Source organism: Rhodanobacter sp. DHG33 (assembly GCF_014843005.1).
Taxonomy (GTDB): Bacteria; Pseudomonadota; Gammaproteobacteria; order Xanthomonadales; family Rhodanobacteraceae; genus Rhodanobacter_A.
Map to the genome: position 1 here is coordinate 391,747 of NZ_JACYXM010000002.1, position 25,635 is coordinate 417,381.

The following is a 25,635-nucleotide window of genomic DNA, read 5'->3' on the forward strand; positions in this document are numbered from 1 at the left end:
CTGACAGCACCCCGTGCGTGTTTCGTGCCGCACCCGTTTCGCGCTCCTTTCAGTCCTCCAGGGAAGCCACTCAATGGCAGAACTCGCCAAAGAAATCATCCGCGTCAACATCGAAGACGAGATGCGCCAGAGCTATCTCGACTACGCGATGAGCGTGATCGTGGGGCGTGCGCTGCCGGACGTGCGCGACGGCCTGAAGCCGGTCCATCGCCGCGTGTTGTTCGCGATGAACGAGTTGAGCAACGCCTGGAACAAGCCTTACAAGAAGTCGGCCCGCGTGGTGGGCGACGTGATCGGTAAATACCATCCGCACGGCGATGCCTCGGTATACGACGCCATCGTGCGCATGGCGCAGCCGTTCTCGCTGCGCTACATGCTGGTCGACGGCCAGGGCAACTTCGGTTCGGTGGACGGCGACAACGCGGCGGCGATGCGTTACACCGAGGTACGCATGTCGCGCCTCACGCACGAACTGCTCGCGGACATCGACAAGGAAACCGTCGACTTCGGACCCAACTACGACGAGAGCGAGCACGAGCCGCTGGTGCTGCCCACCCGCGTGCCGAACCTGCTGGTGAACGGTTCCGCGGGCATCGCGGTGGGCATGGCCACCAATGTGCCGCCGCACAATTTGAACGAGGTCATCGCCGCGACCATCGCGCTGATCGACGATCCGGCGCTGTCGGTCGACGACCTGATGCACTACGTCCCCGGCCCGGATTTCCCCACCGCCGGCATCATCAACGGTTCCTCCGGCATCGTCGAGGCCTACCGCACCGGCCGCGGCCGCATCCTGGTGCGCGCCAAGACCGAGATCGAGACCGAGAGCAACGGCCGCGAGACCATCCTCGTCCACGAGCTGCCTTACCAGGTGAACAAGGCGCGGCTGATCGAGAAGATCGCCGAGCTGGTCAAGGAAAAGCGGATCGAGGGCATCAGCGAACTGCGCGACGAGTCCGACAAGGACGGCATGCGCGTCGTCATCGAGATCCGCAAGGACGCGATGGCCGACGTGGTGCTGAACAACCTGTTCCAGCAGACCCAGCTGCAGGTCACCTTCGGCATCAACATGGTGGCACTGCTGGACGGCCAGCCGCGCCTGCTGAACCTCAAGGACATCCTCGAGGCCTTCATCCGCCACCGCCGCGAGGTGGTTACCCGCCGCACCATCTTCGAACTGCGCAAGGCACGCGCCCGCGCGCACATCCTCGAAGGCCTCACCGTCGCGCTCGCCAACATCGACGAGATGATCGAGCTGATCAAGACCTCGGCCTCGCCGACCGAGGCGCGCGAACGCATGCTGGCGCGCAAGTGGCAGCCGGGCATGGTGGGCGCGCTGCTCGCCGCCTCCGGCGCCGAGGCTTCGCGGCCGGAGGACATGGACCCGCGCGACGGCCTGAAGGCCGAGGGTTACCAGCTTTCCGAAGTGCAGGCGCAGGAAATCCTCGCCATGCGCCTGCATCGCCTGACGGGTCTGGAGCAGGAAAAGCTCTCCGACGAATACCGCGAGATCCTGCTGGTCATCCAGGGGCTGATCGAGATCCTGGAGAATCCGGAGCGCCTGCTCGCGGTGATCCGCGAGGAACTGGAGACGGTCAAGAACGAATTCGGCGATGCGCGCCGCACCGAGATCCAGCACTCGCAGGAAGACCTCAACGTCCTCGACCTGATCGCGCCGGAAGACATGGTGGTCACGCTGTCGCATACCGGCTACATCAAGCGCCAGCCGGCCAGCACCTATCGTGCCCAGCGGCGTGGCGGCAAGGGGCGTTCCGCTTCCGCGCTGAAGGACGAGGATTTCGTCGAGCAGCTGTGGGTGGTGAACACCCACGACACCCTGCTCACCTTCACCAGCACCGGCCGCGTGTACTGGCTCAAGGTCTACCAGATGCCGGAAGCCGGAGCGGGTGCCCGCGGCAAGCCCATCATCAACCTGCTGCCGCTGACTGCGGGCGAGAAGGTGCAGGCGGTGCTGCCGGTGCGCGAATACGGCGAGGATCGCTACGTGTTCTTCGCCACCAAGCACGGCACGGTGAAGAAGACGCCGCTCAGCGAATTTGCGTTCCAGCTGCAGAAGGGCAAGATCGCGATCAACCTCGACGAGGACGATGCGCTGGTCAACGTCGAGCTCACCGACGGCAATAGCGACATCCTGCTGTTCGCCTCCAACGGCAAGACGGTGCGTTTCGACGAGAACACCGTGCGCTCGATGGGGCGCACCGCCACCGGCGTGCGCGGCATGCGCCTGGCCGAGGGCGAGGAAGTGGTTTCGCTCATCGTGGCGGCCGAAGGCGACATCCTCACCGCCACCGCGCGCGGCTACGGCAAGCGTACCGTGCTCGACGAGTTCCCGAAGAAGGGCCGCGGCACGCAGGGCGTCATCGGCATCCAGTGCTCCGAGCGCAATGGCGCGCTGGTCGCCGCGGTGCAGGTGACCGAGGCGCACGAGCTGATGCTGATCTCCAACCAGGGCACCCTGGTGCGCACCCGCGTGGCCGAGGTTTCGCAGCTGGGCCGCAACACCCAGGGCGTCACCCTGATCCGCCTGCCGACCGATGAATCGCTGGTCAGCGTGGTGCGGCTGGATGCCGAGGAGGAGGGCGGCGAAGACCTCGCGCCCGATGGCGGCGGTACGCCGCCCGAGGTGGCCGCCGACTAGGCGTGAAGCCCGCCTGATGCGGTTGTCCGACAAAAAGCCCCGGCCTGGCCGGGGCTTTTTGCATGGCTTGCGCGAATTTCTTGCGAAGGCATTTCAATTTCCAGGGGCGCAAACGTCTTGTTGTTGATCGACCAAGACAGGGGCGTGACCTTGAACGAAATGCAGTTGGCCCTTCGCACTGCATGGGGGCGACGGTCGCGCTCCCGCTCATCTACCGGGCGGCGCAAGACGAGGTTCTTCCCCCACAAGAACAACCGTGGCGGATGGCTTTTCGTGTGCATCTGCATATCGATCCTCGTTGGATATGTGATGCATTTGATGGGACTCGCGTAATGAATGATTACCCTATGGATGAGCTTTTCCTTGCCGGGCAGATTGTTGCGACGACAGCCTGGGCTCAGGCATTCGCGCGTCGTGCTGCAGTCAGCGGCCAGCAACAAGCACAACCCTCCATCCAGCATGGAGGTTTCCGTCATGTTCGGTGAACGCGCGTCCCTGCAGGTATGTTATCCAGGGCCGTCGCCAGTCGGCTTGGGCGGTCGGTCGGCGGCATGGCTGACCGGGATGATTGATGCCATGACATATTTTTTCCGTTCGCTGCGCGGTCGCCACGACTGGTGCGGCAACACGGACAAACGCACATGGATGGCCGCCAAGTACGTTGCCCGTTGCCTGGCGATGTTGCGCGAACAGCTCGATTTCCTCACCTTTATCGAGAATGAGCCGGCGCTGTGGGCGTTCCGGCGCCGCGATCCGCGCATGCTGGAACGCCACCTGCATCGTTACCTCAACCGCGGCTGGCATCGCAGTCAGCGTTTGCAGGCGATCCGCCGACACTACCATCATGTGCTGGCGGCGATGCCGGCGCCGCTGTTCCGTGCCGTATATGTGGAAGGCATTGCTCGGCTGGGTCTGCTGAAGCTGAAGGACAGCCGCCGACTGGTTCTCAGCCTGCGTCCGCCGATCTTCTTTGGTTGCGAGGGCGAGCTGTGCGTCCAGTTGGCCGACGAGCTCGGTAACCCGCTGTACCGCGTCGTGGTAACGGTGATCGACGACAAGACGCTGGCCATCGGCTGCATCCAGGGGCCGGTCGGCGCCGATGCCAAGGAAATCGTGCGCGAACTGACACGAAACCTGCACGGCTTGCGTCCGCGCTCCCTGATGCTGGCGCTGGTCGGGGCGATGGCGCGACACTGGGGCCTGTCGCGACTGTTGGCCGTGGGCAATGCGGCCCATCCCCTGCGCCGTCCGCACCACAGCTTCACGGCGGATTACGATGCGTACTGGCAGGAGCAGCAGGGCACGGAGGTCGACGGCGGCTGGTACGAACTGCCGCTGCAGCCGCGGCACAAGACCGAGGCGGACGTGCCCAGCCAGCATCGTTCCGCCTTCCGGAAGCGCGAAGCCATCCGCAGGGAAGCCGAACGGCTGCTGGTGGATGCTTTGAGCGCGATGCCCGAACGCCACCGGCAGCATGAGCAACACGCCCCGAAATCGGACTTTGGCCATCTGTTCCATGGAGTCTGTGCGGAAGCGTCATGAGCCAGCCTGAAACCATCAACAGTACCGTTACCGTCATGCCCTCGCGGCATGAAGCCGGCGTGGCGGAATTGTTCCGCGAGCACAACCGCGCGCTGGTCGCGTTCCTGCAATGCCGGCTCGGGTCGCTGGCGGACGCGCAGGAGCTGGCGCAGGAAGCGTGGCTGCGCATGCTGGCGCTGGAGCACCCCGAGCAGATCGATTCGCCGCGTGCCTTCCTGTTCCGCATCGCGGGCAATCTTGCGGTCGACCGCCTGCGCATGCGCAAACTGCGCGAGGCGCCGTCCATCGACGAAGTGCCGGAGCCTGCGCACGAATTGCACCTTGCGCCGGTGCCCGAGCGCCATGCGGCGGCATTCGCGCAATGGCGCGAATTGCAGTCCGCGCTGCGCGAATTGCCGGCCAAGACCAGCCGTGCCTTCGTGCTCTACGCCATCGAAGGCCGCGATTTCGAAGCGATCGCGCACACCATGAAACTCAGCGCACGCATGGTGCGCTACCACGTCACCCGCGCGCTGGCGCATTGCCGCGCACGAGTGGAAGAAAGAGAGATGCCGTGATGACCAACACTCCCCGAACATTCGACGAACACCTGCTCCTGGAAGCGGCCGACTGGTGGACGCGCCTGCGCGATCCGCAGGGCACCGGCTCCGAAGTGATCACGCGGCTGTGGCTGGACTGGGTGGCGCAGGACGACGGCCACCTGGCGGCTTTCGAATACATCAACGATTTCGGTGAGCGGCTGGGTACGCTTGACGCCACGGCGCGCCGTCAGCTGGTGAACGAATTCGCGCCCCATGCGACACCCAGCCGGCATTGGTGGGGTGCGGCCGCCGCGGCTGCCGCCTTGGTGCTGGCCATCGGCGGCAACTTCCTGCTGCGCGGCCATGCCACCAACGACGGCATGCTGCAGGCGACCTACGCAACCGTTACCGGACAGAACCGCGACATCGTGCTGGCGGATGGCAGCAAGGTCACCCTGGGCGGTGCGAGCCGCCTGCGCGTGCGTTTCGCGGATGGCAAACGCCAGGTGGCGCTGGAAGCGGGCGAAGCGTATTTCCAGGTGGCGCACGACATGCAGCATCCCTTCGAGGTCGGCGCCGGCGGCATCACGGTGCGCGACATCGGTACCGCTTTCGACGTGCGCCGGACCGACGGCGAAGTGGCGGTGGCCGTGACGCAGGGCCAGGTGCGGGTGGCCGTGTCCGGCGATACGGCGCGCACGCTGGATGCAGGCGCCGAGCAACGCGTGCTGTGGAACGCGACCACGCACGCCTTGAGCCTGGGCACGACCACCCCGGAGCAGGCCGCAGGCTGGCGCAGCAATCACCTCGAATTCGTCGACGAACCGCTGCCGGTGGTAATCGCGAGCGTCAACCGCTACAGCAACAAACCCGTGCGGCTGGAGGGTGCCGAGCTTGCCGCCCTCAGCTTCACCGGTACCGTCCATGTCGACGACATCGACGGCTGGCTGCGTGCCTTGCCGCAGGTTTTCCCGCTGCAGGTGGACACGAGCGCGCATGCGGTGACGCTCTCGGCCAGAAAGGCGGCTGTGCAGCGGCGTTGAGTAGCGGGATGCGGCGAAATCCCCATGATTGGCGCGTTGGAGGACGAGACGCGCTGCCGGCTGCATCGTGAGCTTGTCCCGATCGCTTCGTACGGCGCCGGCCGCTTCGTGCGGGCCGGGATTTCGTACGGCTGATGGCACGAAACCAGGATTGTCTTTGGGGAGTTGAACCTGCGGCATCTCACTTTGTCTCTTCTGCATGCGAAAATCGCGGCTTTCGCCAGGGGACAAGTGGATGCCATGAGCCGGTTTGGCCTGCTGCCATTGGTGGCTGCCCTCGCAGCCGCGGCTGTGCCATGCCGGGCTGCCGATGCGGCGGCCACGCTGCATTTCGCGATTCCTCCCCAGACGCTTTCCACGGCGCTGATCGCGTTCGGGCGGCAGGCGGACGTGCAGGTGCTTACGGCCGGCGGCAAGGTCGACGCCGTGAACTCGCACGGCGTCAGCGCCGATTGCACGGTTGCGACTGCGCTGGGGCAAATTTTGCAAGGCACGGGGCTGACCTACAGCTTCGTCGATGCCGGGACGGTGGTGGTGAAACCCGCGCTCGCCGCATCGAAAGCGGCCGCGACGGCCTCCGCGCGGCTCGATGTCCAGCAACTGGCGCCGATTGTGGCCACCGGCGCGGTCGACCAGAGCAGCTACCTGATGGGTGTCGGCGACGGCGCCACGCGCACGGCCACCGATCTGCTCGAATTGCCGGCCTCGGTGAGCGAGGTGCCGCATGCGCTGCTTGATTCCGAGCAGGCGAGCAATGTGGCGGATGCGGTGCGCAACGTGGCCGGCGTGTTGTTCATGAATGGCTCGGATGCGTTGCCGGTATTCCTCGTGCGCGGCTTCGAGGTCGGCAACGGCATGGTCGACGGGCTGCCCAACAGCATCGTGTCCTATGGCGATTTTCCTCCGCTGATCGGCATCGATCACGTGGAGGTGCTGAAGGGGCCGCAGGCCATCATCGGCGATGCCTCGGTCAGCAACAATTTCGGCGGCCTCATCAACCTGGTGATGAAGCAGCCGACGGCAACGCCCGTGCACAAACTCTATTTTTCGATGGGCCAGTACGGCGACGGCCAGCTCGGCATCGACCTGGGCGGCCCGTTGGGCAGCGGGAACGAATGGACGTACCGCCTGGTGGCATCCACCGAATACGCGGACCAGACCCGGCAGGGCCGGCGCGGCCAGCGCGGCGGCTACCTGGCGCCTTCCATCGGCTGGCGCAACGGGGCGAACAAGCTGGTGGTGTCGGTCGAACGCCTGGTTCGGCACGAGCCTATCCCCGATTACGCGGTAATGCTGGGCGACACCCTGTCCAGCGAGACGTCCCCTGGCCTGATGATCGGCAACCCGGGCGACCACTCGCTGTTCCAGACCACGCGCCTGTCGTATGAGTTCGAACATGCTTTCGACGAGACCTGGACGTTTCGCAGCCGCGGCCAGTACGTGCGGCAGCGCTCCAGCGTGCAGGAGTGGTACCTGGACGATTTCTCGCCGAACGGCGACGCGGCCCCGATGGCGCAGCGGTATCACTACGGCGATGCGTTCTACACCGTGCAGAACGACATGGTGGGTCGCTTCGACAGCGGCGCGATCCGTCAGGTGCTGGTCGCCGGTTTCGACTATTCGCGATCGCAGTCCGGCCGAGTCGACGACACGCTGGGCTTCCTGCAGCAATCCAGCTACAACCTCTACACGAGCCCGCCGCTGCCGCCGGTGTCGGCGCTGGCCGGCCCGTACAAGGGTTTTCCGGTGAATGTGCCGGGTGATCCATGGGCGACCGATCACGCGATATTCCTGCAGGACCAGATCGCGCTTGGTGAACGCTGGAACGTGCTGCTGGCCCTGCGGCGCACGACCTATGAACTCGCCACCGTGGACTTCAACGACAATCCGACGACCCAGCACCGGTCGCAGTGGGTACCCAACGCCGGCGTGCTGTACAAGCTCACGCCGCTGCTCTCGCTGTACGCCAGCGCCAGCAGCGGTTTCCAGTCTAACGAGGTGCTGGGCAAGGACGGCCAGCCATTGCAGCCGTCGCATTCGCGCCAGCTGGAGGCCGGCGCGAAGCTGATGCTGTTCGACCAGCGCGCCATGCTCACCCTGGCGACCTATCGCATCATGCTTGACCACAGCAACGACGTCAGTTCGCCGCGGCCGCCGTATTACGGCATTCCCGGGCCGGGGCAGACCAACCGCGGCGTCGAGCTGGAATTCAACGGGAACATGGCGCCCGGGTGGGATCTGAGCGCGGCCTACAGCAACGCGCTGGTGAGCAATCACGATGGTTCGCCGCCCGTTGGCATGCCGCGCGAGCACTTCAACCTGTGGACCAGCTACCGCCTGCAGGGCGGCCCGCTGCGCGGCTGGGGCGTAGCCGGCGGCGTGCTGGTGCGCAGCGCCAGCCTCAGCCAGATGTCGGACGGGGTGACCTATTTCACCATACCGGGCCAGGCGGAGGTGGACGGCAATGTGTCATGGCAGGGACAGCGTTGGACCGTCACGCTGGGCGTGCGCAACCTGCTCGACCGCAATCTGCACGACGTCGAGTTCGACGAAACCTTCGTACCCTTGCATTGCGGGCGCAGCGTCATGTTGAGCGGGAGCCGGGATTTCTGAGCGTCCACGGCGCCCGCTGCGCGAGTGCCTACCGACGGTCGATTGAATATCTGCCCGGGCCGGTGAGGCAGAGCAACAACAGGCCGCCGATGATCGAAAGATTCTTGTAGAAATTGATCATGTTGGCCATGCGGTCGGCGCCGCCCATGGTCCAATAGTGGTGCGCGACCAGCGCCGTGCCCAGCGTATACAGCGCCAGCAGCAGCGCCAGCGGCCGCGTCCAGAAGCCCAGCACGATCGCCAGGCCCACGAAGAATTCCATCGCGATGACCACGGCCGCAGCCAGCATGGGCAGCGGCAGCCCCTCGGCCGCCATGTAGGCGCTGGTGCCGGTGTAGTCGGTGAGCTTGCTGAAGCCGAACAGCACGAACAGCAGCATCAGCAGGAGACGGGCGACGAGAAGCAGCGCGTCCCGCTGGTTTTCGAACAATGCGTATCGCATGCGATTCCCCTCGAACGACGGATGGAACGGCTCATGGCGCGGCGAGTCAGGGCAGTCGCGGCCGACTCGGTCACCGGCGCGACGGGTCCGACTATACAGCGGGTGGTCTGTCCCGTTTGAGTGAGCGGGTTCAGGCGGCTGTCGCAACCGCCTGCGGACGTCTAGCAGTCCACCCGTCGATGCGGACTCCGAGGAGGAGGAGGCCGATCAAGCGCACTTGTGCGCCAGGCAGGGGTTTCAGTCGCTGGGGCTGGTACAGGCGGCGACACGTACGCCCTCGACGCGCAGCACCTCGTGTCCGCCCAACGTCACGTTGCCGGTGTAGTGCTGGGGCGAGTCGAGCGCGATGCGGCCCTGGCCCGAGCGCATGCCGCAGCGGACTTGCCATGCCAGTGCCGTGCTGGCGCGGTGTTCGTTGCTGCGCTGGCAACCGGCATCGGGCGCCATCGCGTCCACGAAGGTCGTCCACGGATCGCCGCCGTCGTAGAGGCATTTCCATTTCACGCCGACCTGGGTGGCATGGCCATCCGCGATGGTGCGCAGGGTGATCTTCCAGAGGCCGGGCATGGTCTGAAAATCGCCCGGATCGGCATGCGCGATGGGGCCTAGCGTGCAGGCGGCGATGATCAGCAGCAGGGCGGCTATCGCGGGGGAGCGGCGCGTGACGCGACGCAGGGTCGGGTTCATGAGGCGGTTCCTGGGCGGCAACGGCAAAAACCCCGTCCACCGAAGTGGACGGGGTGTGCATGGCGGAGTTTTTCAGTTCGGTGCCGAGGCGACGTTGCCGCCGTCCGGTCGCCAACCACGATGGAAGTCGAACATGTCCATCAGGTCGCCGATGGCCGGCGCGTTGACCGGTACGTATGGGTTGTTGCGGAACTGGATCGGGTTCGGCAGGTTGTCGCGGCTGCGGCGGGAGATGGTTTCGTCGATTCCCCAGTTGGCCTCGACGAATTTGTCGAACGACACGTGGTCGAAGTAGGTGTGCACCACGTGGCCACCGGTGGAGTACTTCGAGACCACCAGCAGCGGGATGCGCGTGCCGTCGCCGAAGAAGTCGACCGGCTGCACGTAGCCGGAGTCGTAGTAGCCGCCGCCTTCGTCGAAGGTGATCATGATCGCGGTGTCGTTCCACAACTTCGGATTGGCCTGCACCATCTGCACGATCTTCTGCACGTAGCCTTCGTACAGCTCCAGCTTGGACGAGGCCGGGTGGCCGTCCAGCAGTCCGTCCGGCTTGGCGATGGCCACGGCCGGCAGCGTGCCGTTTTGGATGTCGCTGTAGAGGTTGTTGATGTCCTGATTGTTCGCGCGCAGCTTGGCGTTGGTCATGACCTGCGTGGAGTACAGGAACGGGTCGCAGATGTTGCAGAAGGTGCCGGCTTCGCCGGATTCCGTGCCGTTGGCCCAGCCTTCGCCGTAATACTTCCAGCTGACGTGATGGCGGGCCAGCAGCAAGGCCAGGTTGTCCTGCTTGGTCGGCGGAACGGTGTACTGGTCGGTGCCCAGCGGGGCCGCTTCGCCGGTGCCCAGGTAGCCGGGGTTGTAGTTGTTGACCAGGTAGTACGCGCCCGGCTTGCAGTCCGTGCCGCGGAAGGTGTGGTAGGGCAGGCTCTTCAGGTAGCTGCGCACCGCACCCACGCCAGGTTGCGAATCGTCGGCGCAGTCGACGTAGGAGCCGCCGCTGTAGCCGTCCTGCACCCACCAGTTGTTGGTGCCGCTCTGCGAGTTCGGGTTCTCGATCTGGTTGGTCGGCGGCACGGCGGGATTGCCGTCCGCGTCGGCGTAATAGATCGCATCGCCGAAGCCCAGCATGATGTGGTTGGCGCCCGTGCCGCCCATCACCGACTGGTGGAAGTTGTCGCTCAGCGCGTACTTCTCGGCCAGTTGCTTGAAGTAGGGCGCGTCGCCGTGCGCCATGTTGAGGAACTGCATCGAGGTGGAGCCTTCACCCGTGCTCTGGTCGGTGAAGCCGGCGGGCTGCGTCTTGCCGTTGTTGCCGGCGCCCATGGTGGTTTCCACCCATGGGAAGAGATCCGCGCGGCAACCGCTGGGGTTCTTCTGGGTGGCGTTGGCCGTGCTGCAATCCAACTGCTGCCACATCTGGAAGAAGCGATGCACCGGGCTGTTGGCGTAATCGTTGTAGCTGATCGATGCGTGCATATCGACCGGCGCGTTCGGCAGCGTGCCGGGGAAACGCGTATCGACGACGTCGTTGGGCAGGCCGGTGCCGCCTTCGGCGAGCTCGGCATAGTCGTCGCTCGGCAACGCCGGCTCGACCGCGGCGGCTTGCGCAGCGGAAGCGAGATACGCCTGGGTCGGCGCGCCGCCGGTGTTCATCGCCGGCAGGTTGGCGTAGGGGCCGACGCGTGCGGGTGCATTCGTGTAGTCGCCCGTCTGGCGAGCCTGCCACTGCTGCGCCTTGGCCACGTTCGGGCCGGGCGTGCCGTCGGCGTTGACGATGCCTTCGGACAGCAGGTTGTTCACGGTCTGGCCGGCGGGCGGCGTGTAGGTGGCAAAGACGTGGTCGAAGGTGCGGTTCTCGCCGATCAGCAGGATCACGTGCTTGATCGGCGTGCGCGTACGGTTGCTGGCGTCCTGGCCATCGCCTGGCATGTGCAGCGTCACGATGCCGCCGGGCAGGTCATGCCGCGGCGCGGTGGACGTGTTGGGCACGTTCGTGCGGAAGCCGGCGTCGTTCTGCGAAGAGGTTGTCTGCGCATTGGCAAGGCCGACGATGCCGGTCGCCAGCATGCACAGCACGAAAGGTTTCAAGCGGGTACTGCCTAATCTTTTGGACATGACTGGTCTCTCCTGCCGGCTTTCTGCGAGCCTGCTCGAGTGATCCCCCTGATTGCGCCTGCGCATGCAACCGCCCTGCTCAAGCGGGGGCAGGATGCGCCGCGTGCATGACGCCGTGTTGGCAGTGGCGCGACACGACGACCGCGCCCGATGACAGTGCTGCGACAGGCCGCATGCCGTGCCGCACGGTTTGTGCGCAGGTGTTTACGAATGCGCGGGAAGCACGTCGTACGGGCGCATCATTTCGTTGTCCTCGTGCTCGAGGAAATGGCAATGCCAGACATACCGCCCCGGCTCGCCTTCGAAGCGCATGGCGATGCGCGTCACCATGCCGGGGTCGGCGCGCACGGTATCTTTCCAGCCCATTTCGTGCGGCTCGGGCGCCTGCGCGGGGCCGGTGAATTTCAATTCCCGGTGCGCGTTCCACGCGAACAGGTCGAAGGGCCGGCGATTCAGCACTTGGAAGCGCACCAGGTGCAGATGGATGGGGTGCGCATCGCCGGTGAGATTGACGAAGCTCCAGGTTTCCACGCTGTGCTGGCGAGGGTTTTCGCTGACCGGGTCGAACCAACGCTTGCCGTCCAGCAACATCTGCAGCGCATTGCCGTTGGCATCGTCGGTTTCGTTGAGCGTCATCACGCGATGCTGCGCCGCGCCGGCCGGATCGATGCGCGGCACGTCGCGCAGTGTCGCCGGCAGTACGGAAGCGTCACGCTTCGCGCCGTCGCGCACGCGGAATTCAAGGATGCCTTGCGACTGATGGCGCAGCTGCACGGTCTTGCCGGCCAGTTCGGCGAAGTCGACCACCACATCCGCACGTTCGGCGGGATACAGCTCGATGCGCGCGCGTTCCAGCGACTTTGGCAACAGGCCCTGGTCGCTGGCTATCTGCTGGAACGGTTGGCCGTGCGAAAGCGACAGGTCGAAAAAGCTAGTGTTGGCGGCGTTGACCAGGCGGAAGCGGTATTTGCGCGGTTCGACTTCGAAATACGGAAAGATCTTGCCGTTGCACAGCGGCAGGTTGCCATTGCACTGCATGACCCACGGCGCGTCGGGATCGTCTGAAACCGGGTAATAGAGCTGGCCGTCCTGCGCCAACAGGCGGTCGCAAAGGATCAATGGGACGTCGCAGTCACCGGTAGGCAGACCGAGCGCCTGCTCTTCCGGGTCGCGCACGATATAGGTGCCGATGAGGCCCGCGTAGATGTTCAGCCGCGTGATACCCATCGCGTGGTCGTGGTACCACAGCGTGGCCGCATCCTGTGCGTTCGGGTAGAGATAGAGTTTCGACTGGCCCGGCGTGTACCAGTCTTCCGGATAGCCGTCCGCATGGGCCGGCACGCGCGCGCCATGCACGTGCGTCACCGCGCGCACCTCAGGGTGGCTTTTCTCCGCGCCATGGAGGTTGTGGTCGATCGGCAGGAAGTGCTGCGTCGGCAAGGCATTCGCCCATTCGACCAGCAGCGGCTCGCCGCGCTTCGCTTCGATCGTCGGTCCCGGGAACGAGCCGTCGTAGCCCCACAGGCTGGTGGGCGGTACATCACGGTGCAGGCGCATTTTGAATGCGCGCATCTGCATGCGGTAGCAGGGCAGCTTCCGCCCGGGGAATGCCGGATGCGCGCGCTGCTCAGTCGCACGGGCCGTCGGCGGAATCGGCAAGGGATCGACGAAGCGCGCCAGCGAGACGGGATTGATCAGCGGTACCTTCGGCGCGGCGAGCATCGCCGCCGAGGTGCGGCCGGCCATCGGCATGGCCATGGTGGTGACGGACGCCGCCGCCGGGCGCCAGAGGTCGGCCAGTGCACCAGCTCCGATCAGGCTGCCTGCGCCACGGAGGAATGCGCGTCGTGTAATCGTCATGTCACCCACCCTAGGCAGGGTGGATGACAGAGAGATGACCTCTCCGGAATGCCTGCTCAGACCACCGCGAGCATGGCTTCCGCGCTGGACACGCGGAACTCGCCCGGCGCTTCGACATGCAGCTGGCGCACCACCCCGTCTTCCGCGTACAGCGCGAAGCGGCGCGCACGCAGGCCCATGCCGTAGCCGCTGCCGTCCAGCTCCAGGCCCAGCGCGCGGGTGAAGGCGGCGTTGCCGTCGGCGATCAGCAGCAGGTCGTGCGGCACGTGCTGTGCGGCAGCCCAGGCCTGCATCACGTAGGCGTCGTTGACCGACAGGCACATCACCTCGATGCCGCGTTCGAGAAAATCGCGGTGGTGCGTCACATAGCCGGGCAGATGACGGTTCGAGCAGGTGGGCGTGAAGGCGCCCGGCACCGCGAACAGCACCACCTTGCGGCCGGCGAACAGCTCGCCGGTGCGGGCATCGCGGATGCCGTCGCCGACGAGGCGCACTTCGACGTCAGGCAGGGTTTGTCCGATCTGGATGCTCATGGTGCGAACCTCAAAGTTGGGAGGAGCCGTCGAGACGGTTGGTCTGGTTCGGGCAGCCCTGGCCGGATTCGACGGCGACGACGGCCTGATCGCGCGTTTCCACGCGCCGTGCGTAGCAGCTGCCCAGCGAATCGCTTAAGCGGTACGACTGCCGACCGTGTTGTCCGCGCGAGCCGGTAATGGCCGTGCCGCCCGCGTTGAAGTCGGTGTTGCTGTGGCTGACGAGCTGGTTGTCCAACGTGGACCAGAAGCCCTTATGGTTTCCGCCCATGTCCTGGCGCTTGTCTTGATAACCCTGTCGCATCGTGATGTCGGCAGTGAAGTCGCCCTTGGCATGCACCTGCTTGCGGATATCGATCAGCAGCGGATAGTCGAGGCGCTGCCGGGTCTGCACCGTGGTGGCGTCCGTGGTGGTGCTCACCTCGTTGACGACCTGCGTACGCATGGCGATGTGCTGGTTGTAGAGGTCCTGCGACGGGTGGTCGAAGCTCTGCCGATTGGCAAAGTCCGTGTGCTGCGCGACGCGCGTGACGACCTTGCCGGCCGAGGTCTGCAGTTCGCCGGCGATGACATAGCTGCCGCTCTGCAGGGTATCGACCTCGCCGTGCAGCGTGCCATGGGACCCGCGTGCGAAATGGCGCTGCACTTTTGACTGCAGTGCGTCCTGCTGCGTGGCCAGCGTGTTTTGCATGAGCTTGCCCGCGAGTACGGCGAGCTTCGGGTCGCGCCACACCAGCAGATTGGCGGCAACGCTGAAGAAGTCGTGCGCGCCCAGCACGCGTACCGCCACGGTGTGCGGCTTGCCGTCGTCCAGCAGGGCGGCGAAGGGCGTCAGGTCCATGCGGTACGGCGTGAAGTTGAGCGTCTGGAGGTCCGGCGTCGGTCGCCACAGGTTGGGGTCCACGCCGCCGGTATAGGTCCACGGGTAGACCGGCGCACGGCCGGCGGGTTGGCCGTCGATGCTGACGGCCACCTCGCGGTAGTTGCCGCCGCCGCACTGTTCCAGCGGATCGCCGGCGTTGGGTGGCCCCAGCGAGAATTCGCGCGTGGGCTCCACGTCGGCGTCGTCGATGCACATGTACCACTGCTCGTCCACGGCCTGGCTCTGCGCGATCAGGTCCAGCGCCACGCGTTCGACGTTGCGCGGCAGGGTGAAGGTGCGCGAGAGCGCGGCCTTTTCGTCCTGCACATCCACCGGATGGCCGCCGCTGTCGCCGACGAGGCCGAAGGCAAGGTCGGCAGGCGACGGAGCGGCGTTGCCTGCCGCCGGATAGAACACCAGCCGCGCGCTGCCGTGGATCGCGCTGTCGTGCTTGCCGTCGACCCAGTTGTTGAGGATGACCTGGCCATGCCCGGCATCGCGAAACAGGCTGGCGTAGTCGGTGACGTCGCGCTCGACATGCCAATGCGGCGCGACCTTGGCGCCGGGTTCCTGCGTGGTGCCGTAGTACAGGTTCACGCCCTTGAGCCACAGGCTGACCGTGCGGTCGTACTGCCGTCCGGCGTCCACCGAGAAATCCGCTTCGAGCACCACCTTGGCCCACGGGCCGGCGCATTGCACGGGCGGGGCATAGTTCCATTCGCGCGGCTTCGCATCGCGCGAGGTGGACTCGCCGTGATCGTCGAACGAGACATCGGCATAAAGCTTCGCGATGCAGGGCGTACCGGCAGGGCGCGGCACCGGCGCGTCGGCGACGGCCACGCCGCGGTCGCCCACGGTGGGCGTCGGCGCTGCGGTCTGTGCGGCGGCGGGCAGGGCCAGTACAAGGGCGAGGCCCGATCCGATCAAGTGACGCATGCAGGTCATTCCACGGTTGCTTTGAACATGAACCGCAAGCATGCACCGGATCGCACCCGCTGGCGAGGAGTTGCGCGCGCCGCCTTGAATCGCGGGCCGCTGCACCTATTTCTGCAGTCAGGCGGCGACGTGCCGCAATCCAATCGAGGAGTTTCCCGATGAGCTTGAACCATCATGTGATGTGGGGCCTGCCGCGCGATGCGCGGGCGTTTCGGCATGCGTTCGACCGCCTTGCGGAATCCGCCGACAACCCCGGCGCTGACGCCGTGGCATGGTCGCCGCGCGTGGATGTGCATGAGGAAGCCGAGCGCTTCGTAATCCGCGCCGACGTGCCCGGCATCGACCCGGCGGCCATCGACGTGAGCATGGACAAGAACGTGCTTTCGATCCGCGGCGAGCGTGCGGCGGATGCCGTCGATGCATCCAGCCACGGCGTGCACAAGGAGCGCCCCCACGGCGCGTTCCTGCGCCGCTTCACGCTGCCCGACAGCGTGGATGCCGAGCGCATCACCGCCAGCAACCGGCACGGCGTGCTGGAGATCGTGATACCGAAGAAGGCCGAGAGCGCACCGCGCCGCATCGTGGTCGATACCGCCCACTGAATTCGTACGCGTGCAACTTGCGAGTGTGGCCCGTGGCGGACGATGATCCGTCACGGGCCGCTTGGCGTTGATGCAGCCGGTACGAAGGAGTGGCGGTGGAATTCAAAGACTATTACGAGATTCTCGGCGTCAAGCCCGAGGCCAGCGAAGCGGAAATCAAGGCCGCTTACCGCAAGCTGGCGCGCAAGTACCACCCCGACAAGAACAAGGAAGCCGGGGCCGAGGAGAAGTTCAAGGAGGCGAACGAGGCCCAGGAGGTACTGCTCGATCCCGAGAAGCGCCGCGCCTACGACCAGGTGCGGGCCGGCGGCTATCGCGGCGGCGAGCAGTTCCGGCCGCCACCGGGCTGGAGCGGCGGGCAGGGCCAGCATTTCGATTTCGGCGACGGCGACTTCAGCGATTTCTTCGAGAGCCTGTTCGGCGGTCGCGGTGCCGGCGCCCAGCGCGGGCAGCCGCGTGCGCGGCGCGGGCAGGACGTGCAGGCGAGAGTGGACGTCGACCTGCAGACCGCGTTCGACGGCGGCCGCACCCGGTTGTCGATGCACGATGGCCGCGGCGAGGAGCGCGTGCTGGAGGTGAAGATCCCCGCCGGCATCCAGCCGGGGCAGGTGATCCGCCTGGCGGGGCAGGGCCATCCGGGCGGCAACGGCGGCCCGAACGGCGACCTGTTGCTTGAAGTGGGCATACGCGACGATGCGCGCTTCAAGCTGGACGGCCGCAACGTGTTGCACGTGCTGCCGATCAGCCCCTGGGAAGCGGCGCTTGGCGCCACCCTGCCGGTGCCGACCCTGGCCGGTACGGTGGAGCTGCGCATTCCGCCCGGCTCGCAGTCGGGCCGCAAGCTGCGCCTGAAGGGGCGCGGCATGCCCGGCACGCACCCGGGCGACCAGTTCGTGGAACTGTCGATCCGCACGCCTGCGGCGGAGAGCGACGCGCAGCGGGCGGCCTACGAGGCGCTGCGGACGGAATTCGCGAGTTACGATCCGCGCCGCTGAGGGTGCGCTCCAGGCCCCAACGAAAAACGGCGCCGCGAGGCGCCGTTTTTCGTGACGCGAGCGGGAAACCCGCTCAGCCCGGAAGCAGTTCCTTCAGCGTGGCCACCAGCTCTTCTTCCTTGATCGGCTTGGTGACGTAGGCCTTGGCGCCCTGGCGCATGCCCCACACGCGGTCGGTTTCCTGGTCCTTGGTGGTCACTAGCACCACGGGGATGTGCGCCGTGGCGGCATCCTTGCTGATCGTGCGGGTGGCCTGGAAGCCGTTGAGATTGGGCATCACCACGTCCATCAGGATCAGGTCCGGGATCTCGCGCTTGGCCACCTCGACACCGGCGGCACCATCCTCCGCGGTGAGGGTTTCGTGGCCGAGCTTCTCGACGACGCGCTTGAGGCCCAGCAGCTGCGACGGCGAATCGTCGACGATCAGGATACGTGCCATATGTGGGTGTCCCCCTTGTTGTTTCAGTGGATTCTATTCCGGCGGCGCGGCGCTTCCAAGCCGCACCCGGTCAGCCGCCGGCGACGCGCACCACGGTACGGCCGAAGGAGTCGCCGGCCACCATGCGTTCGAACACGGCCGGGAGCTCGCCCAGCGTGGCTTCGCGGGTGGCGATGCGCTCCAGGTGGCGCGGCTTCCAGTCGCCGGCCAGGTGCTGCCATACGCGGTCGCGCATCGGGCGCGCGGTGCCGGCCGAGGCCACGCCCAGCAGGTTCACGCCGCGGATGATGAAGGGCATCACCGTGCCGTCGAAGGCGATGCCGCCGGCATTGCCGCAGATCGCCACGTTGCCGTAGGGCGCGACCAGCGGCAGCAGGCCGGCCAGCATCGCGCCGCCCACGTTGTCCAGCGCGCCGCCGAAGCGGGCCGAATCCATCGGCTTGCCGCTGAAGGCGAGCGCGTGGCGGTCGATGCATTCCGCGGCGCCCAGCGACTTCAGGAAATCGAAATGTGCCGCCTTGCCGCTGATCGCATGCACCGTGTAGCCGGCGCGGCTGAAGATGTCGATGGCGAGCTGGCCCACGCCGCCGCTGGCGCCGGTGACGGCGATCGGGCCGAGCGCGGGCGTCTGGCCGTTGTCCAGCATGTGCAGCAGCGCCAGCGCGGCGGTGAAGCCGGCCGTGCCGAGGATCATGCTTTCGCGCAGGCCGAGACCCGCGGGCAGCGGGATCGTCCAGCGCGCGTCCAGCCGCGCGTATTCGGCGTAGCCGCCATCGCGGGTTTCCGAAAGGCCGCTGCCGGTGCACAGCACGGCGTCGCCTTCCTTGAACCGGGGATCGGTGGAGGCGGCCACATGGCCGGCCACGTCGATGCCGCCGTTGAGCGGATAGTGGCGCAAGATCCTGCCCTTGCCGGTGCCGGCCAGCGCATCCTTGTAGTTCACCGAGGAGTAGGCGACCTTGACCAGCACTTCGCCGGGCGTCAGCGCGTCGGTGCCGATCCGCTCGAGGCCGGTACGGTAGCCCGCGTCGTCGTTGTGGATGCGGAAGGCGTTGAAGGTGGTCATGGCAGTCTCCGGGGAACGGCAGATTCTTTAGGAGGTGTTCCAGGCATCCTCTCAGGCCTTGATGCTGGACGGGCCGATCACGCGCGCCGCCGTGCCGCCGTCGTACTGGGCCATCCAGTCGAACAACGCGGGCGTCGAGTCGCCGAACCACACGCTGTCGCGCTGCCCCGGCTGCACGAAGCCCTCGACGACCATGTGGTCCATCAGGCTGCGCAGCTGCGCGTAGTAGCCGCGCACGTCGAGGAAGGCGCAGGGATAACGGTGCAGGCCGAGCTGCGCCCAGGTCAGCATCTCGAACATCTCGTCCATGGTGCCGAAGCCGCCGGGCAGGGCGACGAAGGCATCGGAGAGCTCGTACATGCGCGTCTTGCGCTGGTGCATGGTGTCCACCACCACCAGCTCGCTGAGGCCCTTGTGCGCCACTTCGCGCTCGACCAGCTGGCGCGGGATCACGCCCACGACCCTGCCGCCGCCGGCGAGCACCGCGTCGGCGACGATGCCCATCAGGCCCACGTTGCCGCCGCCGTATACCAGGGCGATGCCGCGCTTCGCCATTTCGGTGCCGAAGGCGCGCGCCTGTTCGGCGTATGCGGGATGCTTGCCGGGGCTGGAGCCGCAGTAGACGCAGAGGGAAGTGGGTTGGGGCATGGCGAAGGGCTCGTTTTTAGCTCGTCATTCCGGCGAAGGCCGCAATCCAGTCCACGTATGCGTCCGAAGGACACAAAGCTTTTTTGAGTGCTTCGCACAACGCATTAAAACTGGATTCCGGCCTTCGCCGGAATGACGGCGGGGAAGATTACGGGGAGTTCAAACGACATGGCCCGCCCATGTCGCCACGAGCGGGCCATGTGTCGTTGCGCGGGCGCTCAATTGCCCTTGTGGATGGCGCGCTTGTCCACCGACAGCGCCGCCTCGTGCACGGCTTCCGACAGGGTCGGATGGGCATGGACGATGCGGGCGAGGTCTTCGGAAGAGCCCTTGAATTCCATCGCCACCACGCACTCGGCGATCAGCTCGGACACGCCCGGCCCGACCATGTGCACGCCGAGGATGCGGTCGGTGTCGGCGTGGGCGATCATCTTCACCTGGCCCACGGCCTCGTTCATCGCCACGGCGCGGCCGATGGCGGCGAACGGGAAGGTGCCGACCTTGTACGGCACGCCGGCGTCCTTCAGTTCCTTCTCGGTCTTGCCCGCCCAGGCCACTTCCGGCTCGGTGTAGATCACGAAGGGCACGGTGTCGTAGTTGACGTGGCCGGCCTTGCCGGCGATCCACTCGGCCACCGCCACGCCTTCCTCGGAACCCTTGTGCGCCAGCATCGGGCCGCGTACGGCGTCGCCGATCGCCCACACGCCGTCCACGCCGGTGTGGCAGTGCTCGTCCACCACGATGCGGCCGCGCTCGTCCAGCTTCACGCCGGTGTCGTCGGCCAGCAGGCCGGTGCTGTAGGCGCGGCGGCCCACGGCCACCAGCAGCTTGTCGACCACCAACTGCTGCTCGCCGCTCTTGTCGGTGTAGGTGAGGTGCACGCCGTCCTTCTTCACCTCGGCCTTGTTGAGCTTGGCGTCGAGCTTGATGTCCAGGCCCTGCTTGGCGAATTCCTTCGCGGCAAGCTTGGCGATGTCGGCGTCGGCCACCGAGAGGAAATCGGGCAGCGCCTCGATGATGGTGACCTCGGAGCCCATGCGGCGCCACACGCTGCCGAGCTCGAGGCCGATCACGCCGGCGCCGATCACGCCCAGGCGCTTCGGCACTTCGGTGAAGTCCAGCGCGCCGGCGTTGTCGACAATGTTCTTGCCGTCGAACTTGGCGAACGGCAACTCGATCGGAATGGAGCCGGAGGCGAGGATTACGTTGGTGGCGCTGATCGTCTGCTTGCTGCCGTCAGCTGCGGTGATTTCCACGCTCTTGCTGTCGCCCGCTTTGGAGCCGAGCAGCTTGCCGGTACCGAAGAACGCGGTGACCTTGTTGGCCTTGAACAGCTGGCCGATGCCGCCGGTGAACTGCTTGACGATCTTGTCCTTGCGGCCGATGAAGGTGGCCAGGTCGACCTTGGCGTCCTTCACGCTGATGCCGTGCACCGGGAAGTTGTGCGCGATGTTCCAGTACTGGCGCGAGGAATCCAGCAGCGCCTTGGACGGGATGCAGCCCACGTTGAGGCAGGTGCCGCCGAGGGCCTGCTTGCCGTCCTTGCCGGTGAAGGCATCCACGCACGCGGTCTTCAGGCCCAGCTGTGCGGCGCGGATCGCGGCCACATAGCCGGCGGGGCCGGCGCCGATGACGATGACGTCGAATTTGTCGCTCATGAGATTTCCTTGCTGCATGACGCCCGGGTGTGGGCGCCAAGGTGAAGCGGGGGAGGTATGCGGCGAACGCGTGCTTTTCGCTTACGTTCGCCGCCAGAGCTTCGCACCTGTTTGCATGTGAGCGGGGGCGCTCACATGCGTCAGATGCCCAACAGCATCTTGTGCGGGTTCTCGAGCTGGTTCTTGATGTCGACCAGGAACAGCACCGCATCCTTGCCGTCGATGATGCGGTGGTCGTAGCTGATCGCGAGGTACATCATCGGCGCGGCGATCACCTGGCCGTTCTCGACGATGGCGCGCTCCTTGATCGTGTGCATGCCGAGGATGGCGCTCTGCGGCGGGTTCACGATCGGGGTGGAGAGCAGCGAGCCGAAGGTGCCGCCGTTGGTGATGGTGAAGGTGCCCCCCTGCAGGTCTTCCAGGGTGAGCTTGCCGTCGCGCGCCTTCTTGGCGTAGTCGGCGATGCCCTTTTCGATATCGGCGAAGCTCATATTCTCGGCGTTGCGCAGCACCGGGGTGACCAGGCCCTTGTCGGTGGACACGGCGATGGAGACGTCCTGGTAGCCGTGGTAGATGACGTCGTTGCCGTCCACCGAGGCGTTGATGATCGGGTGGCGCTTCAGCGCCTCGACCGTGGCCTTGACGAAGAAGCTCATGAAGCCGAGCTTCACGCCGTGCTCCTTCTGGAACTGCTCGCCGAGGTCCTTGCGCATCTTGCTGACCGCGGCCAGGTTCACTTCGTTGAACGAGGTGAGCATGGCGATCGAGTTCTTCGACTGCATCAGGCGCTCGGCAATCTTGGCGCGCATGCGGGTCATCGGCACGCGCTCTTCCGGACGGGCGCCCGGAGTGGCGGCGGCCGGGGCGGCAGGCGCAGCCGCCGGACGCGAGCCGGCGTTGACCACGTCTTCCTTGATGATGCGGCCGTCGCGGCCAGTGCCGGTGACGCTAGACGTATCGACCTTGTTCTCGGTGGCGACGCGCTGCGCGGCCGGGGAGAGCTCGGCCGCGGCGGCCTTCGGCGCGGCAGGGGCCGGCGCAGCGGCGGCAGGCGCGGGTGCCGCAGGGGCAGGAGCCGAAGCAGCCGGAGCCGGGGCGGCAGCCGCCGCGCCTTCCTCGATCACCGCGATCACCTGCTGGCTGTTCACGGTCGCGCCGCTCTCGAACTTGATTTCCTTGAGCACGCCGTCGACCGGCGCCGGCACTTCCAGCACCACCTTGTCGGTTTCCAGGTCGACCAGGTTCTCGTCGCGCTTCACCGCGTCGCCGGCCTTCTTGTGCCAGGTGGCGATGGTGGCGTCGGAGACCGACTCGGGCAGAACGGGGACTTTGACTTCAGTGGACATGGGTTGATCCTGTTGGTTTTTGCGTCCGTCTCAGGGCGCGAAAGTCGAACTGGGTGATTTTATTCTGCCGAATGGTCGGTGCCGACCGGTGCGACCAGCGCCTGTTCGACCAGGGCGGCCTGTTCGGCCACGTGGTCGTTGAGGTGGCCCGCGGCCGGGGCGGCCGAACGGGCGCGGCCGGCGTAGGAAAGGCTCTGCTTGGTGCCCACGCAGGCCTGCAGGTGGTGGCGGATCTGGAACCAGGCGCCCTGGTTCATCGGCTCTTCCTGGCACCACACCACTTCCTTGACGGAGGGGTACTTCTCCAGTTCGGCCACGACCTCGGCGCGCGGGAACGGGTAGAGCTGCTCCACGCGCACGATGGCGACGTCGTTGGCGCCACGCTTCTCGGCGTCTTCCAGCAGGTCGTAGTAGACCTTGCCCGAGCACAGCACCACGCGCTTGACCTTCTTCGCCGCGAGTTCGCGGTGCTCGCCGATCACCAGCTGGAAGCTGCCGTTGGCCAGTTCGTCCAGTGTGGAGACGGCCAGCTTGTGGCGCAGCAACGACTTCGGTGTCATCACGATCAGCGGCTTGCGCACCGGGCGCATCATCTGGCGGCGGATCATGTGGAAATCCTGCGCCGGCGTGGTGGGCACGCAGACCTGCATGTTCTCCATCGCGCACAGCTGCAGGAAGCGCTCGAGGCGGGCGGAGGAGTGCTCCGGGCCCTGGCCCTCGTAGCCGTGCGGCAGGTACAGCGCCAGGCCGCAGAGGCGGTCCCACTTGGCTTCGCCGGAGCTGATGAACTGGTCGATCACCACCTGCGCGCCGTTGGCGAAGTCGCCGAACTGCGCTTCCCAGATGTTGAGCGTGTGCGGGTCGGTGGTGGCGTGGCCGTATTCGAAGGCCATCACCGCCTCTTCGCTGAGCAGCGAGTCGATCACTTCCACGTCGGCGTCGGCGCGCAGCGTGGCCAGCGGCATGAAGGTGTGGCCGTCCTTCTGGTCGTGCAGCACCGCATGGCGGTGGAAGAACGTGCCGCGGCCGGCGTCCTGGCCGACCAGGCGCAGGTTGTGGCCTTCGTCGATCAGGGTGGCGTAGGCGAGGTTCTCGGCGAAGCCCCAGTCGCCCGGCTGCTCGCCGGCGGCCATCTTGCGGCGGTCGTCGTAGATCTTGGCGACACGCGACTGCAGGGTGATGTCCTTGGGGATGTCCAGGATGCGCTTGGCCAGTTCCACCAGCTTCTTCTTCTCCACGCCGGTCTTGGCCGGGGTGGCGAGCTTGTTGCCGAGGAACTGGGTCCACTCGACTTCCACGTCCTTGGTCAGCGACGGGTGCAGGTCGGTCATCGCCGAGCCGGCCTCGAGGCGGTCGCGGTAGGCGTCGAACTGCTTCTGCGCGTCGCCGTCGGCCAGCACGCCCTGCTTCACCAGCTCGCGCGAGTACAGTTCGCGCGTGGTCGGCAGCTTCTTGATGACCTGGTACATCACCGGCTGCGTGGCGGAGGGTTCGTCCGCCTCGTTGTGACCGTGGCGGCGGTAGCACACCAGGTCGATCACCACGTCCTTGCGGAACTGCTTGCGGAATTCGTAGGCGAGGCGGGTGACCTGGATCACCGCCTCCGGGTCGTCGCCGTTCACGTGGAACACCGGCGCGTTGACCATCTTGGCCAGGTCGGTGCAGTACAGCGTGGAGCGCGCGTCCTGCGGGTTCGAGGTGGTGAAGCCCACCTGGTTGTTCACCACGATGTGCAGGGTGCCGCCGATCTTGAAGCCGCGGGCCTGCGACATGTTGAACAGTTCCATGTTCACGCCCTGGCCCGCCATCGCCGCGTCGCCGTGGACCAGCACGGCGAACGCCGAGGTGCGGTCGTTGTCCTTGCGGCGCACCTGGCGCGCATGCACGGAGCCGGCCACCACCGGGTTGACGATCTCGAGGTGCGAGGGGTTGAACGCCAGCGCCACGTGGGTACCGCCCTGCGGCGTGCGCACGTCGGCGGAGAAGCCCATGTGGTACTTCACGTCGCCGGAGTGGGCGCCGTCGTCGTCGTGGTGGTGCTCGAACTTGCCCTCGAACTCGTTGAACAGGGTCTTCGGCGGCTTGCCGAGGATGTTCACCAGCACGTTGAGGCGGCCGCGGTGGGCCATGCCGATCACCACGTCCTTGATGCCGTTGTCGCCGGCGGCGCGCACGATGTCGTCCACCATCGGGATCAGACTGTCGCCGCCTTCCAGCGAGAAGCGCTTCTGGCCCACGTATTTCGTGTGGAGGTAGCGCTCCAGGCCTTCGGCGGCGGTGAGGCCGTCGAGCACGCGCTGCTTGCCGGCCTTGTCCAGCCCGGCATTGCCGTTGGCCTGTTCCAGCCGCGAGTAGATCCAGTTGCGCTGCGCGTGGTCGGAGATGTGCATGAACTCCGTGCCGGCCGTGCCCGCGTACACCTTCTTCAGGCGCGCCAGCAGCTCGCGCAGCTTCATGCGCTGGCCGCCGCCGGCGAAGTTGCCGCAGTCGAATTCGGTGTCGAGGTCGGCGTCGGAAAGGCCGTGGAAGGCCAGGCCGAGGTCGGGCGCCTCCATCTTGTGCGCGAGACCCAGCGGGTCGAGGTTGGCGGCGAGATGGCCGCGCGAGCGGTAGGCGGTCAGCAGGCGCAGCACGCCGGCCTGCTTGCGCGCGTGTTCGTCGCTGACCGGCGCGGCCACTGCGACGTGGCGCTGCTTCTGCGCGGCCTCGATGCGCGAAATGGCGCCGCCGTGAGGGACGTCGCCGGCCTCGCGGCCCTTGAACGTCTCGAAATACTTGCTCCACTCGGCGGGCACCGATGCGGAATCGGCGAGCCACGCGTCATACAGGGATTCGACGTAATCGGCGTTGCCGCCAGCGAGTTGGGAAGATTCGAAAAACTCGCGGATCAGGTTTGTACTCACGTCACCACCGGCTGGGGAAGGGAGGCAGCACGATCCCGGGAGACGGGATCGTCGGCGAAAAATCCTGTTAATTATAGCCTCGGGCTGCTGCGACGCGGCAACCCGGAAAGGGCCGGATTCGGGGTCATGCGACTAAAAGCGGATGGCCCGGGGCCCGGCGTTCAG

The 25,635-nt window shown here is 66.3% G+C and carries 20 protein-coding genes; 7 read left to right on the plus strand and 13 right to left on the minus strand.

Annotated features, from left to right (window positions below):
• Window positions 1–73: 73 nt before the first annotated feature.
• Window positions 74–2,659 (plus strand): DNA gyrase subunit A, encoded by a 2,586-nt coding sequence (gene gyrA, locus IHE46_RS04705; protein WP_192163466.1) that lies wholly within the window; start codon window positions 74–76, stop codon window positions 2,657–2,659.
• Here the strand turns inward: gyrA and IHE46_RS16945 are convergent.
• Entirely contained in the window at window positions 2,656–3,135 is a 480-nt protein-coding gene (locus IHE46_RS16945; protein ID WP_225562796.1) for a hypothetical protein, read from the minus strand. The two genes, gyrA and IHE46_RS16945, sit on opposite strands and share 4 nt — an antisense overlap.
• Window positions 3,136–3,235: 100 nt before the next feature.
• On the opposite strand from IHE46_RS16945, the gene IHE46_RS04710 reads away from it, so the two are divergent.
• The 4 genes from IHE46_RS04710 to IHE46_RS04725 all read left to right on the plus strand — a co-directional run bounded on the left by IHE46_RS04710 (window position 3,236) and on the right by IHE46_RS04725 (window position 8,378).
• Complete coding sequence (locus tag IHE46_RS04710; protein WP_225562797.1) at window positions 3,236–4,201, plus strand: DUF535 family protein; 966 nt, start codon at window positions 3,236–3,238, stop codon at window positions 4,199–4,201.
• On the plus strand, window positions 4,198–4,758 hold the full coding sequence (locus IHE46_RS04715; RefSeq protein ID WP_225562798.1) for an RNA polymerase sigma factor: 561 nt from the start codon (window positions 4,198–4,200) through the stop codon (window positions 4,756–4,758). Before IHE46_RS04710 ends, IHE46_RS04715 begins: the two co-directional genes overlap by 4 nt.
• Entirely contained in the window at window positions 4,758–5,765 is a 1,008-nt protein-coding gene (locus IHE46_RS04720; RefSeq protein ID WP_192163468.1) for a FecR domain-containing protein, read from the plus strand. The genes IHE46_RS04715 and IHE46_RS04720 overlap by 1 nt, the downstream gene beginning before the upstream one ends.
• Before the next feature lie 240 nt (window positions 5,766–6,005).
• Entirely contained in the window at window positions 6,006–8,378 is a 2,373-nt protein-coding gene (locus IHE46_RS04725) for a TonB-dependent receptor (protein WP_192163469.1), read from the plus strand.
• 28 nt (window positions 8,379–8,406) lie between these two features.
• Here IHE46_RS04725 and IHE46_RS04730 read toward each other — a convergent pair whose 3' ends face one another.
• From IHE46_RS04730 to IHE46_RS04755, 6 genes are all read right to left on the minus strand, one after another.
• Window positions 8,407–8,820: a DoxX family protein gene (locus IHE46_RS04730; protein WP_192163470.1), complete on the minus strand. Its 414-nt coding sequence runs from the start codon at window positions 8,818–8,820 to the stop codon at window positions 8,407–8,409.
• 237 nt (window positions 8,821–9,057) lie between these two features.
• On the minus strand, window positions 9,058–9,507 hold the full coding sequence (locus IHE46_RS04735; protein WP_192163471.1) for a hypothetical protein: 450 nt from the start codon (window positions 9,505–9,507) through the stop codon (window positions 9,058–9,060).
• A 72-nt stretch (window positions 9,508–9,579) separates the two neighbouring features.
• A complete protein-coding gene (locus IHE46_RS04740; protein WP_192163472.1) occupies window positions 9,580–11,622 on the minus strand; it encodes an alkaline phosphatase family protein in 2,043 nt (680 codons plus the stop codon).
• A 204-nt stretch (window positions 11,623–11,826) separates the two neighbouring features.
• The gene (locus IHE46_RS04745) at window positions 11,827–13,482 is read right to left on the minus strand and encodes a multicopper oxidase domain-containing protein (RefSeq protein WP_192163473.1); all 1,656 of its coding nucleotides are present in this window, start codon (window positions 13,480–13,482) and stop codon (window positions 11,827–11,829) included.
• 56 nt (window positions 13,483–13,538) lie between these two features.
• The gene (locus IHE46_RS04750) at window positions 13,539–14,015 is read right to left on the minus strand and encodes a peroxiredoxin (protein ID WP_192163474.1); all 477 of its coding nucleotides are present in this window, start codon (window positions 14,013–14,015) and stop codon (window positions 13,539–13,541) included.
• A 10-nt stretch (window positions 14,016–14,025) separates the two neighbouring features.
• Window positions 14,026–15,813, minus strand: coding sequence for a peptide-N4-asparagine amidase (locus IHE46_RS04755; RefSeq protein ID WP_192163475.1), 1,788 nt, complete (start codon window positions 15,811–15,813; stop codon window positions 14,026–14,028).
• Window positions 15,814–15,971: 158 nt separating this feature from the next.
• On the opposite strand from IHE46_RS04755, the gene IHE46_RS04760 reads away from it, so the two are divergent.
• The gene (locus IHE46_RS04760) at window positions 15,972–16,415 is read left to right on the plus strand and encodes an Hsp20/alpha crystallin family protein (RefSeq protein ID WP_225562799.1); all 444 of its coding nucleotides are present in this window, start codon (window positions 15,972–15,974) and stop codon (window positions 16,413–16,415) included.
• Between the two features lie 95 nt (window positions 16,416–16,510).
• Window positions 16,511–17,410, plus strand: coding sequence for a DnaJ C-terminal domain-containing protein (locus IHE46_RS04765; RefSeq protein ID WP_192163476.1), 900 nt, complete (start codon window positions 16,511–16,513; stop codon window positions 17,408–17,410).
• 73 nt (window positions 17,411–17,483) lie between these two features.
• Here IHE46_RS04765 and pilH read toward each other — a convergent pair whose 3' ends face one another.
• The 6 genes from pilH to IHE46_RS04795 form a co-directional block, all read right to left on the minus strand.
• On the minus strand, window positions 17,484–17,849 hold the full coding sequence (gene pilH, locus IHE46_RS04770) for a twitching motility response regulator PilH (RefSeq protein WP_192163477.1): 366 nt from the start codon (window positions 17,847–17,849) through the stop codon (window positions 17,484–17,486).
• Between the two features lie 70 nt (window positions 17,850–17,919).
• Window positions 17,920–18,915 carry an acryloyl-CoA reductase gene (locus IHE46_RS04775; RefSeq protein WP_192163478.1) on the minus strand — a complete coding sequence of 332 codons (996 nt, stop codon included), beginning with the start codon at window positions 18,913–18,915 and terminating at the stop codon, window positions 17,920–17,922.
• Window positions 18,916–18,966: 51 nt separating this feature from the next.
• Window positions 18,967–19,563 (minus strand): TIGR00730 family Rossman fold protein, encoded by a 597-nt coding sequence (locus tag IHE46_RS04780; RefSeq protein WP_192163479.1) that lies wholly within the window; start codon window positions 19,561–19,563, stop codon window positions 18,967–18,969.
• Window positions 19,564–19,781: 218 nt separating this feature from the next.
• Window positions 19,782–21,221, minus strand: a complete 1,440-nt coding sequence (gene lpdA, locus IHE46_RS04785) for a dihydrolipoyl dehydrogenase (protein ID WP_192163480.1) — start codon at window positions 21,219–21,221, stop codon at window positions 19,782–19,784.
• A 140-nt stretch (window positions 21,222–21,361) separates the two neighbouring features.
• Window positions 21,362–22,567 (minus strand): 2-oxoglutarate dehydrogenase complex dihydrolipoyllysine-residue succinyltransferase, encoded by a 1,206-nt coding sequence (odhB, locus tag IHE46_RS04790; protein ID WP_192163481.1) that lies wholly within the window; start codon window positions 22,565–22,567, stop codon window positions 21,362–21,364.
• 59 nt (window positions 22,568–22,626) lie between these two features.
• Window positions 22,627–25,470 carry a 2-oxoglutarate dehydrogenase E1 component gene (locus tag IHE46_RS04795; RefSeq protein ID WP_192163482.1) on the minus strand — a complete coding sequence of 948 codons (2,844 nt, stop codon included), beginning with the start codon at window positions 25,468–25,470 and terminating at the stop codon, window positions 22,627–22,629.
• Between the last annotated feature and the right edge of the window lie 165 nt (window positions 25,471–25,635).

What these genes read in the sequence shown, in the direction of transcription:
- odhB (WP_192163481.1), bottom strand. Translation starts at nt 22,567, where the DNA reads ATGTCCACTGAAGTCAAAGTCCCCGTTCTGCCCGAGTCGGTCTCCGAC.
- IHE46_RS16945 (WP_225562796.1), bottom strand. Translation starts at nt 3,135, where the DNA reads ATGACGGAAACCTCCATGCTGGATGGAGGGTTGTGCTTGTTGCTGGCC.
- IHE46_RS04760 (WP_225562799.1), top strand. Translation starts at nt 15,972, where the DNA reads ATGAGCTTGAACCATCATGTGATGTGGGGCCTGCCGCGCGATGCGCGG.
- IHE46_RS04710 (WP_225562797.1), top strand. Translation starts at nt 3,236, where the DNA reads ATGACATATTTTTTCCGTTCGCTGCGCGGTCGCCACGACTGGTGCGGC.
- IHE46_RS04730 (WP_192163470.1), bottom strand. Translation starts at nt 8,820, where the DNA reads ATGCGATACGCATTGTTCGAAAACCAGCGGGACGCGCTGCTTCTCGTC.
- IHE46_RS04740 (WP_192163472.1), bottom strand. Translation starts at nt 11,622, where the DNA reads ATGTCCAAAAGATTAGGCAGTACCCGCTTGAAACCTTTCGTGCTGTGC.
- IHE46_RS04780 (WP_192163479.1), bottom strand. Translation starts at nt 19,563, where the DNA reads ATGCCCCAACCCACTTCCCTCTGCGTCTACTGCGGCTCCAGCCCCGGC.
- gyrA (WP_192163466.1), top strand. Translation starts at nt 74, where the DNA reads ATGGCAGAACTCGCCAAAGAAATCATCCGCGTCAACATCGAAGACGAG.
- IHE46_RS04720 (WP_192163468.1), top strand. Translation starts at nt 4,758, where the DNA reads ATGACCAACACTCCCCGAACATTCGACGAACACCTGCTCCTGGAAGCG.
- IHE46_RS04775 (WP_192163478.1), bottom strand. Translation starts at nt 18,915, where the DNA reads ATGACCACCTTCAACGCCTTCCGCATCCACAACGACGACGCGGGCTAC.
- IHE46_RS04755 (WP_192163475.1), bottom strand. Translation starts at nt 15,813, where the DNA reads ATGCGTCACTTGATCGGATCGGGCCTCGCCCTTGTACTGGCCCTGCCC.
- IHE46_RS04735 (WP_192163471.1), bottom strand. Translation starts at nt 9,507, where the DNA reads ATGAACCCGACCCTGCGTCGCGTCACGCGCCGCTCCCCCGCGATAGCC.
- IHE46_RS04715 (WP_225562798.1), top strand. Translation starts at nt 4,198, where the DNA reads ATGAGCCAGCCTGAAACCATCAACAGTACCGTTACCGTCATGCCCTCG.
- lpdA (WP_192163480.1), bottom strand. Translation starts at nt 21,221, where the DNA reads ATGAGCGACAAATTCGACGTCATCGTCATCGGCGCCGGCCCCGCCGGC.
- pilH (WP_192163477.1), bottom strand. Translation starts at nt 17,849, where the DNA reads ATGGCACGTATCCTGATCGTCGACGATTCGCCGTCGCAGCTGCTGGGC.
- IHE46_RS04745 (WP_192163473.1), bottom strand. Translation starts at nt 13,482, where the DNA reads ATGACGATTACACGACGCGCATTCCTCCGTGGCGCAGGCAGCCTGATC.
- IHE46_RS04750 (WP_192163474.1), bottom strand. Translation starts at nt 14,015, where the DNA reads ATGAGCATCCAGATCGGACAAACCCTGCCTGACGTCGAAGTGCGCCTC.
- IHE46_RS04725 (WP_192163469.1), top strand. Translation starts at nt 6,006, where the DNA reads ATGAGCCGGTTTGGCCTGCTGCCATTGGTGGCTGCCCTCGCAGCCGCG.